Raw genomic sequence first — 13613 nt, 5'->3', positions numbered from 1 at the left:
CCGATGAGTACGGCGACGGGTCGCACGCTGGAGAAAGTTCGCGCGCAGGCGCGGGACTGCACGCGCTGTCCGCTCTACAAAACCGGCACGCAAACCGTGTTTGGCGAAGGCCGCGTCGGTGCGCGGATGCTGATGGTCGGCGAGCAGCCGGGCGACCAGGAGGACATCGCGGGACGGCCGTTTGTCGGACCGGCAGGGCAGTTGCTCAATCGGGCGCTGGAGGAAGCGGGGATCGACCGGGACGAGGTCTTCGTCACGAATGCGGTGAAGCATTTCAAGTGGGTGCGGGCCGGCAAGCGGCGGTTGCACAAGAAGCCCAACGCGGCGGAGATCAACGCGTGCCGCCCGTGGCTCGAGGCTGAACTCGAGCTCGTGCAGCCCGACCTCATCGTCGCGCTCGGTGCCACGGCGGCGCAGACCCTGATGGGCCGACAGTTTCGCGTGACGCAGCAACACGGCCAGGTGCTCGCCGCGCCGTGCGCGAAAGGGTTTCTCGCGACCATCCATCCGTCCGCCGTCCTGCGCACGCCTCCGCCCGATCGTGACGCGGCGTATGCCGGACTGGTGAGTGACCTGAAAGCAGCGGTGCGGTTTTTGAAGCGCTCGCGCTGAGTCACGGAGTGCGCGTCGTTGTGCTCTTCGCGACATCTTCAGACCCCCCCGGTGTCTTTCCGCGCTGCCATATCCGCGCGTCATCCGCGGTGCTCCAGAGGTTTCGGGCGCGCGGTGGCGTTTGGTCGGGTGCCGGCGATGGCCAAAATGATGTTACACCTGTAACACGGAATTGGTCGCGGCTCAGAGTCGGGGTGGGCCGGAGTTTCGGACGGGGCAAAAAAACTGGGCAGCGGCGCGAGGTGGCGGCACGGGCGAGAAGTGTTCGGGAATTTACCCACGCGAATTCGGAGAACCGGCCCGATTTTCAACCGCCGCCAGGCGCGCTACATTCGCAGGGATGAAGACGATCCACATCGCCGAGATGATCGCGCAGGGAGGTCGGGACGGGTCGGTCGAAGCGCCCGAAGGCAGTTTCGCGGTGCAGCTGTCAACCGACGAAAAACCGGAGAGCGTGACCCCCGAGCACCTGTTCGCCGGCGCGTATGGGTCCTGTTTTCTCGGCGCCCTGAAGAATGCGGCCGAGACGGCGCATCTGCCCACGGAGGGTTTCACGGTGCTCGCGCGCGCTCATCTCGAGGAAGATCGGCGCGGCGGCTACAACCTGAACGTCGAGCTGAGGGCGGCGATGCCGGGGATCAGCGAATCCGACGCGCGTCATGTGCTGAACCTTGCGCACCAAACCTGTCCCTATTCGAAGGCAACCCGCGGCAACATCAACGTAAGCCTGGCCTTCGACTGACCTCTCATGAGTGAGCACTTTATTGTGGCCGTGGATCACGGACAGCTGCGGATCTACACCGAAGGCAACACGCTGGCGCCGTTTCCGCCGCGCGTGCAATTGGTCGAGTCCATCGATCTCGGTCCGCAGGATGTCCCGCTCCCAACGCGGGCCCGCCGCGGGCCAACGCGCTTCCCCGTGCCTGGTGCCACCGCCGAACGCAACGGCGCGGGCGTGGGGCACGGCGGCCGGCGCGAGGACTTCCGGCGGCAAGCGCAGCTGATTACCGCGAAGCTCCAAGCCTTTTGGGGGGAACATCCGATGGCCAGCTGGGACCTGGCCGCCGCGCCGGCACTTTACAACGCCCTCATCGAAACGCTCTCGCCCGATGTCGGTCGCCGGCTCAAGCGGGTTTACTCGAACGCAGCACTCGGCGAGGTGGGTGGCGTTGGCGCGGTGGCGGCAGTGAGCAGCTGAGGCAGGGCGCCGAAGCTCGCACGCGCGCGAAGGCGGCGGCTGTTTGCTGGAGAACGCTCCCGTGCGTCACTTCCGCAGCCGTTTCCGGCTGCGGTAGTCCTGCAAAAAAATGCTGCCGACGAGATAGAACGCGCCGGCCGCGGCCGCCAAAAAAAGCACGATCGCCAGCCCCGGATAGCCGAGGATCCGGAAGCGCGTGTCGACCTGCATCAGCAGCGACGCGCCTACGATCAGCGCGGCGAGCACGACGCCGGCGGTAATGCGGTTGGCGATCTTCTGCATTCCTTCGAGCACCACGTCGGCGTCGACGGCCTTCACCTTCACCTGGAGTTGCGAGTCCGTGATCGCATCCATGATCCGGTTCAACCGTCCCGGCAGGCTGCCGAGAAAATCCTTCATCTCGAGCAACGAGCTGAAGAGATTCCCCTGCGACAGATCGCGTTTCATCCGCCGCGACATCAGCTCGCTGACGTTGCGCTGGATGGACGCGTTGGGGTCGAACTCCGGATCCAAAATCCGGCCCACTTCGTCCAACTGGAGCAGCGTTTTGCCCAGCAGGGTGAGCTCGCTCGGCACGATCAAGCCGCTGTCGCGGGCGTGCTGGCTCACGTCGAGCAGCGAGCGGCCGACCTTCATCTGATCGAGCCCGCGGTCGCGGCGCGTCGCGACGAGCTGGCTGATCTGCCGGCGGAACTGCGACGGATCGAAACCCTCGACGCGTTCGCTGATGCGGATGACGATTTCCGCTGCCTCCTCGCCCTTGCCCTCGCTCAACGCGAGCAGAATTTTCAGCAGGTTGTCCTGCATGCCGGGCGTGACGTGACCCACCATGCCGAGATCGAGCAGCGCGATCTGGCCGTCGTCAGTGATGAACACGTTGCCGGGATGCGGATCGGCGTGGAAGATACCGTCGACCAACACCTGCTTGAGATAGGAGCGAAAGAGCTCCTCGATCAGCGGCGCGGCCTCGAGATCGAGCCGCGCGAGCGGGCTGAGCGTGGTGACCTTGCGGCCGTTCACGTAATCCATCGTGAGCACGCTGCTGGTGCTGTAGTCGACGACCGGCTGCGGCACGATGATGCGTGGGTATTCGCGCAGGTTTTCGCCCAGCTTGATCAGGTTCTGGACCTCGCGCTGGTAATTGAGCTCGTCCTGAATCGTCTGCCGGAACTCCTCGAGCACGGCCGAAAACCGGAAGCGCTTGCCCATCGCCGTGTGCTCGTCGAGGAACGTCGCGATTTCGCCGAGCACTTCGAAGTCGTCCGCGATCTGCGCGCGGATGTTCGGCCGCTGCACCTTCACCACGACCGGCCGGCCGTCCCGCAGCTGGGCGAAATGCACCTGGCCGAGCGAAGCTGCGGCCATCGGCTCGGTGTCGAAGCGGGAAAACGCCTTCGAGATCCGCACGCCGAGCTCGCTCATCACGATCTGCTCCACCTCGGCGTAGGGAAACGGTTTCACACTGTCCTGCAGCCGCGCCAGCGCGGCGACATAGGCCTCCGGCAGCAAGTCGGGCCGGCCGGCGAGCACCTGGCCAAGCTTCACGTAGGTCGGTCCCATCGCCTCGAGATCGGCGGCGAGCTGTTCGGGGGTGCCGCCCGCGTCAACCTGACCGCTCTCGGCCGGATCGAAGTCATTGGCGGCGGCGATCTGTTGCACCAGATCCGAGCGGCCGTATTTCCAGAGCAGGCGGGCGATCTCTTTGTAACGCTTGAGATGGTTGGGGGAGAGTTTCATGGGGCGTCGCCACGGCGATCGGCAAGCGACAGACGGACACCTGTTTGGCCGACGAGTTCGGGCTCGCGCGGCGGGCGGAACAATCGCCCGGGCGGCCCATCTACGGCTGCCGTGTTTTCCGCCGCCAAAGATGCCATCACCAGCCGGGCCGCCCGCACGTTCCTCAATCAGCGGATGGCGCGCTACGGCGAGATCCAGTCCCTGCAGCTCGACTCGAAAAACAAGTCCGGCGAGGTGGTTTGCACGCTCATCGGCGAAGCGGAGCCGATCAAAATCCGGATCGATCGCTACGAGGTGCGACAGAACGGCGGTGAGACGTTGGTCCGACTCGGCCAGTTCACCTGCAACCGGCCCTGGCTGGAGAATCTGTTGAACGACTACGGCCGCGACCGGGAGATCCCGGTTCCGTCGTGGGCGACCTCGGCGCTGTAGCCCAGCTCACCCAGGCCAACGAGCCTTCGGGCGCGCGATCGACCCTGTGCTGCTTTCGAACGCAGCGGCAGGTTCGCGACGACGTAATCTGTTATTGGCCAGACCAACAAAAATACGCCGCGTTGGGAAGGGCGTGACCGCTGGGCCCGCCGATGCCCAGTAGGCGCGCCCTACCATTGAGGCCTCCCTTGGTCACTTCTTTGGGAAACTCGTTATAGGTTACATTATGGCGGAGCCGGGCTGACGGACGGTGGCGACGAGACGGTGCGAATCGCAGCGGAGCTGGATTGCCAGCGGGCCTCGCGACGTGGCAGCGTTGGCGCATGGTCAAGATCACCGGTGAATACCAAGGCGACCTCCGTTGCGTCGCGATCCACGGCCCCTCGGGCCAGTCACTCAACACGGACGCTCCAAAGGACAACCAGGGTCGGGGCGAGGAGTTTTCACCGACTGATCTGCTGGCGACCTCGTTTGCGACGTGCATCGCCACCACGATGGCGATTGTGGCGCGTCGGCACGGGATCGAGCTGCAGGGACTGAAGTTCGCCGTGACCAAGGAAATGTCGGCGGACGGCCCGCGCCGCGTGGCGCGGCTGGCGACCGAGTTGTGGCTGCCGATCGCGAAAACGCCGGACGTGGAAAAGCTGCTCAAGAACACGGCGCTGGGCTGCCCGGTGCATCACAGTCTGCATCCGTCGATCGACGCGCCGATCACGTTTCACTGGGCGGGAGAGTGAGCGACGGACAGGGATCGCGCTGCCAAGGCCGGCGCTCGCCGCCCGCCGAGAACGAAGTGCTGGCGCAAGGGGTGTTGCCCGGCCGCCGGTGAACAGCGGCCCTACGACTCTGAGGCGCGCCTGAACCGGTAGGTGGTGTTGAAGATCAGCTGAATTCGTTTGGAGACGAACACACGCACCTTGATCTTGCCCGAGTCGGCGTCGGCTGGCGTGGCCGTGCCCTCGACGCGGCGTTCTTCGCCGTGGGTGTTGTGGGCGAGCCCGTGAAACTCGATCCGCTCGCCTCGCTCGAGTGCGCGCAGCTGGCTATCGGACACGTCGATCGAAAGCCGGCCCTGTTCGTTCAGGAAGAAATACGGAAAAACGTGGGCGGAGTAGGTCGAGGTGTAGGTGCCATTTTGCCGGACGAACGGCGGCAGCGTCATCGCCACGCGGCCGATGTAGATCGACGTCTTGGTCGGCGCGATCTCCACCTGGTCGTACTGCGCGAGCGGCGCTGGTTCGGCCGGCAGGCTCGCGAGGGTAAGCCCAAGCAGGGCAACGGCCGCACACCAGCGACGAAACATGGCGGGACTCTGGGCGGGGCCTCCGCGGGGTCAAGGCGTGGGGAGTGGTCAGTGACTGGCCAAGGACGACGAGAGCGTTGCGTCTTCCATGCGAGGCGCGTGGGACCCGGTCGCCGCCCGTGGAGCCGCGACGCCTCGTCGCGGCACGGTCCCTTTTTCGCGTTGCGCGGGGTCGCGGGGCGGGGTCATCTGATCAGCTCATGGCCAAGACGTCCTCGCAAGCGACCTGGGGCGGCCGGTTCACGGCTGCGCCGGCTGATTTGATGCTCCAATTCAGCGAATCGGTGTCGTTCGACCGACGGCTGGCGCCGTTCGACATCGCGGGTAGCAAGGCGCATTCGGCGATGCTGGCGCACGTCGGCTTGATCACCGCGGCGGAGCGCGACGCGATCCACGCCGGACTGGACGCGATTCTCGCGGAGATCAAGGCGGGGAAGTTCAAGTGGGAGGTGAAGCTCGAAGACGTGCACATGAACATCGAGCAGGCGCTGACCCGGCGCGTGCCGGCGGCCGCCAAGCTGCACACGGCGCGCAGCCGGAACGATCAGGTGGCAACGGACATGCGGCTGTGGTTCAAGCACGCGTGCGGTGTGCTCGCCCAGAAGATCGCTGGCGCGCAACGGGCGCTGCTCGAGGTCGCCACCGCGAACCGCACGGTGCTGATCCCCGGTTACACGCACCTGCAGCGGGCGCAGCCGGTCTTTCTCGCCCATCACCTTTTCGCCTGGATCGAAATGCTCGATCGCGACGGCGCGCGGTTTCGCGACGTAGCGGAGCACGCGAACTGGTGCCCGCTGGGCGCGGGTGCGATCGCGGGTACGACGCTGCCGATCGATCGCGAGTTCACCGCGCGGGCGCTCGGATTCCTGGACGCGAAAGGCCGGCCGCAGGTCACGCAGAACTCGATGGACACGGTTGCGGACCGCGACCTGTTCATCGAATTCGCCGCCGCATGCGCGCTCTTCGGCGTGCACGTTTCGCGGATCGCGGAGGATCTGATCCTGTGGAGCAGCGCGGAATTCAAGTTCGCGGAGCTGCCCGACGCGTTCTGCACGGGCTCGTCGTTGATGCCGCAGAAGAAGAACCCCGACGCGTGCGAGCTGCTGCGCGGCAAGTCGGCGCGACTGCAGGGCAACCTGCACACCCTGCTGACGCTGACGAAGGGGCTGCCGCTGACCTACAATCGCGACCTGCAGGAGGACAAACCGCCGGTGTTCGACAGCTTCGATCAAACCGCGCTCTGTGCCGACGTGCTCGCCGGCACGGTGACGGGGATGAAGATCCAGGTCGAACGCTGCGCTGCGGCGGTGTCGGATCCGGCGTTGCTGGCGACCGACCTCGCCGACTATCTGGTGGCGAAAGGCGTGCCGTTCCGCGAAGCGCATCACGCCGTGGGCGCGGTGGTGCGGCTCGCGGAAAAGAACAACGCGGCGCTGAATCAGATTCCGACCGAGGAGATGAAGAAGATTCACCCGGCGTTCGAGGAGGACTGGGCGGAAGTGTTCGATCTCGGCCGCGCGCTGGCGAAGCGCAGCGGCACCGGCATGCCCGGCCCCGGAGCGCTCGCGAAACAATTCAAACGGTGGGAGAAGAAGTTGAGGGTTGAGCGTTGAGGGTTGAGCGGGGGCCATCGGGCTCCAGCTCTCGGCACCAGAATCAACCCTCTCCACGCATCTCGTCCATCCGTCGCATGGCCAAAGTCCGGATCCTGTCCGATCGCGTCGCGAACCAGATCGCCGCGGGCGAAGTCATCGAACGTCCCGCCGCGGTCGTGAAGGAACTCGTGGAAAACGCGCTCGACGCCGGCGCGACGCGGATCGAGGTGGAATTCCGGCACGGCGGCCGGTCGTTGATGCGCGTCGAGGACAACGGCTCCGGCATGTCGCGCGACGACGCGCTGCTCGCGCTCGAACGGCATGCGACCAGCAAGATCAGCGAGGCCGCCGATCTCGACCGGCTGGGGAGCTACGGCTTCCGCGGCGAGGCGCTGCCGTCGATCGCGAGCGTGTCGCGATTCGAGCTGCAGACGCGCGAGGCCGGCCAGAACGTGGGCACCGAGGTGCTGGTGAGCGGCGGCAAGCTGGTGCACGTGCGCGACTGTGGTCGGCCCGTCGGCACGCGGATCGAGGTGGCACAGCTGTTCAACTCGGTGCCCGCGCGGCGGAAATTTCTCAAGAGCGACCAGACCGAGGCGGCCCATATCGTGCAATGCGTGCGGCTGTATGCCCTGGCCTGTCCGGGAACGGCTTTCTCTCTCATCGAGGACGGACGCGTGATTTTCCGCTCGCCGGAATGCCCTACACTCGCAGAGCGGATTGCGGAAATTTTCGGTCGGCAGACCGCCGAGTCGCTCGTGCCGATCGAATCGGTGGAATCCGGCATGCGGCTCGGCGGGCTGATCGGCCGGCCAGGTGTGGGCCGCGGCACGCGGCATGAGATGATCGTGTTCGTGAACCAGCGGCCAGTCGACAGCCGGACGCTGAACTATGCGCTGATCGAGAGCTATTACGAGTCCGTGCCGAAGGGGCGCTATCCGCTGGCGTTCGTGTTTTTCGAGTGTGATCCCGCGGCGGTCGACGTGAACGTGCATCCGGCAAAGCGCGAGGTGCGGTTCCGCAACGAGCCCGCGGTCCGCAGCTTTGTGATCCGGTCGGTGCTGCAGCGGCTGAGGGAGATTGCCGACCATCGATCCGACTTCGCCCAGCCTTCGGCGGACAACATGCCCAAGCCCGAGTCGCCAGGCGCGCCGGCGGCGCACGGGCGGAAGGACGACGCGCCTGCAGCGCATGCCGAGGGTAGGGCGGCGACTCCGCTCGCCGCCGGGAACCTGATTGTAACGGCGCGCTTCGGCGCGGAGTCCACGCCGTACCTCGAGAAATCCGGGGCGATCGCGGGTGCGCGGCCGGCGGGGGTGTTGCCGCCCGCGGTGCCGCGAATACCGGCCGCGCCAATGCCGGTGAATGCCGGAGCCGCCGCCGTACCGGCGCCGCTCAAGCCCGCTTCGCCCTCGTGGCGGTTTGTCGGACTGGCGCACGGCAACTACGCGCTGTTCGAGACGACCGCGGGTCTGATCCTGCTGGATCGCCGGGCGGCGCACGAGCGCGTCTGGTTCGAGCGGCTGCAGGAACAGTTTCGCTCCGGCGCGGTGCCGAGCCAGCGGCTGCTGCTGCCGGTGCCGGTGGAACTCGATCCGATCGCCGCGGCGTTGCTGCTGGACCGAGTGCAGTTTCTCAACGCGCACGGGTTCGAGATCGCGGAGTTTGGCCGAAATTTTTTCCGCATCGAGGCGGTGCCGGCGTGGATGGAGCCCGCGGATGCCGAGCCGTTCCTGCGCGATCTGCTCGGGGCATTCCGCGAGGGCCACTGGCCCGATCGCGACGCCAACCTCGCGCGGGAGGAACTGGCCCGACTCGCCTCGGTCAAAGCGGTCCGCCTGCCCGCCGTCACGGGCGAGCAGGAGCTCCGGGCCTTGGTCACGCACTTGTTCGCCACGCGTACGCCCATGACCAATCCAGCCGGCCGACCGACCTACATTGAGCTGAATCACGCGGAGCTGGCGCGGCGGTTCCAAAAATGATACCCGTACCATGCGCGCCGCCGCAAAATCATCGAGAGTCCAATCCACCATGCCCACCACCACTCCCCAGCCCGCCGCGACGGACGTGTCGCCGTCGGAAAGCGGTCACACTGCTCCGCCGTTCCTGACCAAGAACCTCGCGCCGCTCGCCCCGCCGGTGCAGCATCTGCGCGCGCTGATCCTGCGGCACCTGACCTCGACGCTGGCGCGGCATCCCGGGGCGGCGACGCCGCGCGACTGGTGGATCGCGACGGCGCTGGCGGCGCGCGACCGCATCCACGAGCGGATGATCGAGACGCAGGCAGTGCACAACATCGAGAACGTGCGCCGCGTGTACTATTTCTCGCTTGAGTATCTGATGGGGCGGCTGTTCGAGAGCAACCTGCTCGCGACGGGGCTGACCGAGGACGCGCGCAGCGCGCTCAAATCGCTGGGCGTCGATTTCGACGCGGTGCGCGAAGCGGAGATCGACATGGGCCTGGGCAACGGCGGCCTCGGCCGGCTCGCGGCGTGTTTTCTGGATTCGCTGTCGACGCTCGATTATCCGGCGCTCGGCTACGGCATCTATTACGAATTCGGGCTGTTCAAGCAGGAGTTCGTCAATGGCCATCAGATCGAGCATCCGGACAGCTGGCTGCTCTTTGGCGATCCGTGGGAAGTGGTTCGCGCCGACTACACCCAGGAGGTGCATCTCTACGGTCGCGTGGAAAACGTGTTCGACGACCGCGGCAACTCGCGGCCGCGCTGGGTGGACACGCAGACGATCGTGGGCGTACCGCACGACATCCCGATCGCGGGCTATGGCACGAAGACGGTGAACCTGCTGCGCCTGTGGGCCTCGAAGGCGTCGAAGGACTTCGACCTGGCGGCGTTCAACTCCGGCGGCTACGTGGAGGCGGTGCGCGAGAAGGCCGTGGGCGAGACGATCTCGAAGGTGCTGTATCCGAATGACAAGACGGAGAACGGCAAGGAGCTGCGGCTGGTGCAGCAGTATTTCTTCGTAGCGTGTTCGCTGCGCGATATCCTGCGGCGGCATTTCCGCAATCCGGTCAACACCTGGGCGAATTTTCCCGAGAAGGTGGCGGTGCAGTTGAACGACACGCACCCGGCGATCGCGGTGGTCGAATCGATGCGAATCCTGCTCGACGAGCACCAGATGGAATGGGAGGCGGCGTGGGAAATCGTGCAGCGCACCTTCGGTTATACGAACCACACGCTGTTGCCCGAGGCGCTGGAGAAATGGAGCGTGTCGCTGTTCGAGCGCGTGCTGCCGCGGCATCTCCAGATCATCTACGAAATGAACAGCCGGTTCCTGCAAAAGGTGCAGGCGAAGTGGCCGGGCAACGTCGAGAAAATGCGCACCTGCTCGCTGGTCGAGGAGAACGGCAACAAGATGATCCGGATGGCGCATCTGTCCGTCGTCGGTTCGCATGCGGTGAACGGCGTGGCGGCGCTGCACACGGAGCTGCTGAAGAAGCAGCTCTTCCCGGAGTTCAACGAACTCTTCCCCGGCCGGTTTCAGAACAAGACCAACGGCATCACCCCGCGCCGGTGGCTCGCGCAGTGCAATCCGCAGCTGAGCGCGCTGATCACGCGGACGCTGGGCAGCGAGGCGTGGGTGCGCGATCTCGACCTGCTCCGCGGGCTCGAGTCGCACGCGGGCGACGCCGCGTTCCAGGAGGAGTTCATGGCGATCAAGCGGGCCAACAAGGTTCAGCTCACCGCGGTCATTCGCAGCGACTGCGGGTTGGAGGTGTCGCCCGACGCGCTGTTCGACGTGCAGATCAAGCGGCTGCACGAATACAAGCGGCAGCACCTGAATCTGCTGCACATCCTCGCGCTTTACCGGCGCATCCTGCAGAACCCGTCGCTCGACCTCGTGCCGCGGGTTTTCGTGTTCGCGGCGAAGGCGGCGCCGGGCTACGACCTCGCGAAGAACATCATTCGCGCGATCAACGTGATCGGCGGGAAGATCAACAGCGATCCGCGGGTGAACGACCGGCTGAAGGTCGCGTTCCTGCCGAACTACCGCGTGTCGCTGGCGGAAAAAATCATCCCGGCCGCGGATCTCTCGGAGCAGATCTCGACTGCGGGCAAGGAAGCGTCGGGCACCGGCAACATGAAGCTGGCGCTCAACGGCGCACTGACGATCGGCACGCTGGATGGGGCCAACGTCGAAATCCACGAGGAAGTCGGCGACGAAAACATCTTCATCTTCGGCATGACCGTCGTGCAGGTGGAGGAGTTGCGCGCCGCGGGTTACCGGCCGTGGGATGTCTATCAGCGCGACGAGGAACTGCGCGCGATCGTGGACTGGCTGGGCAGCGACTATTTCACGCCCGGCGAGCACGGGGCGTTCTCGATCCTGCACCACAGCCTGCTCGGCGGCGGGGATCCGTTCATGGTGCTGGCGGATTTCCGTTCCTACTGCGATTGCCAGGCGAAGGTGGACCGCGCGTACCGCGACCGCGCGAACTGGGCGAAGATGGCGATCCTGAATACGGCGCGCGTCGGCAAATTCTCGAGCGACCGGACGATTCGCGAATACGCCGAGCAGATCTGGAATCTGAAGCCGGTGCGCGTGCCGTAGGCGCGTGGCTGCCTCCGAACATTCGTGCCCGGCTTCGCGTGATCCGTCATCGTGAAACGAAGCCGGCCCGCGCCGCCGTGCGCGGGGGCAACGACCGGCGTCTGTTTCTCGCCGCCGCCGTGGCGCTGCTCGTGTGGACCCTGCCGGCTCGTGCCGCGGCGCAATGGCAGGTTCCGCCGTTGGATGGATCCGTCTCCGGCGCGACGAGCCTCAAGCTGCTGCCCAACTCACCCAAGCTGACGTGGCGGGTCTCGGTTGCCACCCCGGAGCCGGGCAAGCGGGTCGCGCGGATCGCCGTGGAAGGCGACGGCACGCATCTGGAGCTCGAACTTGAGCTCCATGCAGCGACTGGAAACGGAACCTGGGCGCTGTCGGCCGGCCGACTCGATGCGGGCACGTGGTGGCGCGCGTTGGCGCCAAAGCTCGGGGCAGCCGCAGAGGGCGTGACGGCGGAGGGCGTGGTCGAGTTGGAAGGGAAAGGCGAGTGGCGCGAGGGCGGGCCGATGGGCGTGGTGAAAGTCGTGTGGCGCGAAGGCGGTTTGCGGCACGAAGCCGACGGGTGGGCGTTGGCCCAGCTCGCGGTGGCGGGCGATTTCGCGATCGACGCAGCGCGGCGTGAGGTGCGGAGCGAAGGACCGTTTGAGCTGACGATCGGCACGATCACGACGACGCGGTTTGGCGCGCGAAACTTTCTGCTGCGCGCGCTGCTCGAGGCCGCGGCGACGCTGGTCGTGCGTGAGGCGCGGATCGAAATCGCCGGGGGCGACGTGACGCTCGATCCGTGCACGGTGCCGCTGTCGCCGCTGGTGCTCGATCTGAAGCTCCGGTTGACACGCGTGGGGCTGCAGGATCTGGCCGCGCTCGTGCCGGACGCGCTTGCGGCTGCGAGCGGCCGGGTCGACGGCGTGGTGGGTTTGCGCTGGAGCGAGGCGGAGGGGCTGCAAATGCGCGAGGGGCATCTCGCGGTACGCAAGGACGAGCCGGCCGAAGTGCGGTTGGCGCCGACGCCCGGGCTGATTTCCGCGAGCCTGCCCGCCGAGGTCCTGAAACATTATCCGGGGTTGGGACAGATCGAGACGGGCGAGATTCCGCTGCGGGCGGAGTTGCTGGAGGTGACGTTTACGCCTGACGGCGACAGCGAGGGCCGGACGGCGCACGTGCACCTGGCGGGTGGACCGGTCGATCCGAAGCTGCGCGCGCCGGTGGACCTGACGGTGAACGTACGTGGGCCGCTCGAATCGCTCATCAAGCTCGGCACCAGCCACCGCCTGCAATTCGGCGGCCGATAGGGGCGCGGAGAGGTTGTTTCCGTCGGACGAAATTCCTGCGCGCAGGGCCGAGGTAGGTCGGCGTGCGGTTTCATGTGGCCCGGCGGGCGCAGGGCGCGCCGCGGCCCGCGGGATGGGTTTGGTCACACGGCCGGCGCGGCGGACGCGAAACTTGCGTTGAAACTGCGCGTCTACGAGCGCAACGTCTCCGCGCATGAACACCCGCTTTCTCGTTCCGCTCGTGCTGCTGAGTTTGGCCTCGGGCGGCTGCCTGAGCGTCAAGACTCAGCCCATCGAGGTGAAACCCATCCATGTCACCGTCGATGTGAACGTGAAGGTCGATCGCGCTTTGAACGATTTCTTTGGCGACCTCGACCAGAAATCCGCCACCTTGGAAACGCCCGCAGTCAAACCGTGATCACCATGAAGACGTCTCTTTTTCGCCTGCTTGCCATTGCCGCAGCCCTGACCTTTGGGGCGGGCGTGTTCACCGCGCGCGCGGAGGATCTCGCGACGGTGAAGTCCCGGATGAGCCAGCGGCTTTCGCAGCTCGACCAGCTCAAGGCGAGCGGCGCGTTGGGTGAAAACAATCGCGGCATGATCGAACTGCGCGACGGCGACACCGCGACGGGTGACGTGATGGCGGCGGAGAATCGTGATCGCGCGATTGTGTATGCGGAGCTGGCCAAGCAGACGGGCACGACGCCGGAGCAGGTGGGCCGGGCCCGCGCGCGTCAGATCGCCGGCGCGAGCGCGCCGGGCGTGTGGCTGCAGAAGCCGGACGGCACGTGGTATAAAAAGTAAACGTTGGTGGAAGCGCGGGCGCCTCGCCTGCAGCCCCGGTGAGGGAGGCACTGTAGGGCTGCCGTTCATCGGCAGCCGGGCGTGAGGATGGA

The 13613-nt window shown here is 66.2% G+C and carries 13 protein-coding genes; 11 read left to right on the top strand and 2 right to left on the bottom strand.

Annotated elements, in window-relative coordinates; genetic code table 11:
• Positions 1 to 3: 3 nt before the first annotated feature.
• The 3 genes from OTER_RS20460 (at position 4) to OTER_RS20450 (ending at position 1810) form a co-directional block, all read left to right on the top strand.
• Positions 4 to 612 carry a UdgX family uracil-DNA binding protein gene (locus OTER_RS20460; protein ID WP_012376854.1) on the top strand — a complete coding sequence of 203 codons (609 nt, stop codon included), beginning with the start codon at positions 4 to 6 and terminating at the stop codon, positions 610 to 612.
• Between the two features lie 340 nt (positions 613 to 952).
• Complete coding sequence (locus OTER_RS20455; protein ID WP_012376853.1) at positions 953 to 1354, top strand: Ohr family peroxiredoxin; 402 nt, start codon at positions 953 to 955, stop codon at positions 1352 to 1354.
• A 6-nt stretch (positions 1355 to 1360) separates the two neighbouring features.
• The gene (locus OTER_RS20450) at positions 1361 to 1810 is read left to right on the top strand and encodes a host attachment protein (protein WP_012376852.1); all 450 of its coding nucleotides are present in this window, start codon (positions 1361 to 1363) and stop codon (positions 1808 to 1810) included.
• A gap of 66 nt (positions 1811 to 1876) precedes the next feature.
• Here the strand turns inward: OTER_RS20450 and OTER_RS20445 are convergent, their stop codons facing one another.
• A complete protein-coding gene (locus tag OTER_RS20445) occupies positions 1877 to 3547 on the bottom strand; it encodes an ABC1 kinase family protein (RefSeq protein ID WP_012376851.1) in 1671 nt (556 codons plus the stop codon).
• Positions 3548 to 3658: 111 nt separating this feature from the next.
• On the opposite strand from OTER_RS20445, the gene OTER_RS20440 reads away from it, so the two are divergent.
• Both OTER_RS20440 and OTER_RS20435 read left to right on the top strand, forming a co-directional pair.
• Positions 3659 to 3979 (top strand): hypothetical protein, encoded by a 321-nt coding sequence (locus tag OTER_RS20440; RefSeq protein ID WP_012376850.1) that lies wholly within the window; start codon positions 3659 to 3661, stop codon positions 3977 to 3979.
• Between the two features lie 323 nt (positions 3980 to 4302).
• Entirely contained in the window at positions 4303 to 4716 is a 414-nt protein-coding gene (locus tag OTER_RS20435) for an OsmC family protein (protein ID WP_012376849.1), read from the top strand.
• Between the two features lie 101 nt (positions 4717 to 4817).
• On the opposite strand, the gene OTER_RS20430 is transcribed toward OTER_RS20435, so the two are convergent.
• On the bottom strand, positions 4818 to 5282 hold the full coding sequence (locus tag OTER_RS20430) for a hypothetical protein (protein ID WP_012376848.1): 465 nt from the start codon (positions 5280 to 5282) through the stop codon (positions 4818 to 4820).
• 200 nt (positions 5283 to 5482) lie between these two features.
• On the opposite strand from OTER_RS20430, the gene argH reads away from it, so the two are divergent.
• The 6 genes from argH to OTER_RS20400 all read left to right on the top strand — a co-directional run bounded on the left by argH (position 5483) and on the right by OTER_RS20400 (position 13521).
• The gene (gene argH / locus OTER_RS20425) at positions 5483 to 6895 is read left to right on the top strand and encodes an argininosuccinate lyase (protein WP_012376847.1); all 1413 of its coding nucleotides are present in this window, start codon (positions 5483 to 5485) and stop codon (positions 6893 to 6895) included.
• Between the two features lie 77 nt (positions 6896 to 6972).
• Positions 6973 to 8859, top strand: a complete 1887-nt coding sequence (gene mutL / locus OTER_RS20420; protein ID WP_012376846.1) for a DNA mismatch repair endonuclease MutL — start codon at positions 6973 to 6975, stop codon at positions 8857 to 8859.
• A gap of 49 nt (positions 8860 to 8908) precedes the next feature.
• Positions 8909 to 11449, top strand: a complete 2541-nt coding sequence (locus tag OTER_RS20415; RefSeq protein WP_237702397.1) for a glycogen/starch/alpha-glucan phosphorylase — start codon at positions 8909 to 8911, stop codon at positions 11447 to 11449.
• A gap of 38 nt (positions 11450 to 11487) precedes the next feature.
• Positions 11488 to 12738: an intermembrane phospholipid transport protein YdbH family protein gene (locus OTER_RS20410; RefSeq protein ID WP_044891917.1), complete on the top strand. Its 1251-nt coding sequence runs from the start codon at positions 11488 to 11490 to the stop codon at positions 12736 to 12738.
• 193 nt (positions 12739 to 12931) lie between these two features.
• On the top strand, positions 12932 to 13135 hold the full coding sequence (locus tag OTER_RS20405) for a hypothetical protein (RefSeq protein ID WP_012376843.1): 204 nt from the start codon (positions 12932 to 12934) through the stop codon (positions 13133 to 13135).
• A gap of 5 nt (positions 13136 to 13140) precedes the next feature.
• Complete coding sequence (locus OTER_RS20400) at positions 13141 to 13521, top strand: YdbL family probable chaperone protein (RefSeq protein WP_012376842.1); 381 nt, start codon at positions 13141 to 13143, stop codon at positions 13519 to 13521.
• The last annotated feature ends 92 nt before the right edge of the window (positions 13522 to 13613 follow it).

Source organism: Opitutus terrae PB90-1 (genome assembly GCF_000019965.1).
In the GTDB taxonomy this organism is placed as follows: Bacteria; Verrucomicrobiota; Verrucomicrobiia; order Opitutales; family Opitutaceae; genus Opitutus; species Opitutus terrae.
This window is presented reverse-complemented; position numbering and strand designations above follow the sequence as displayed.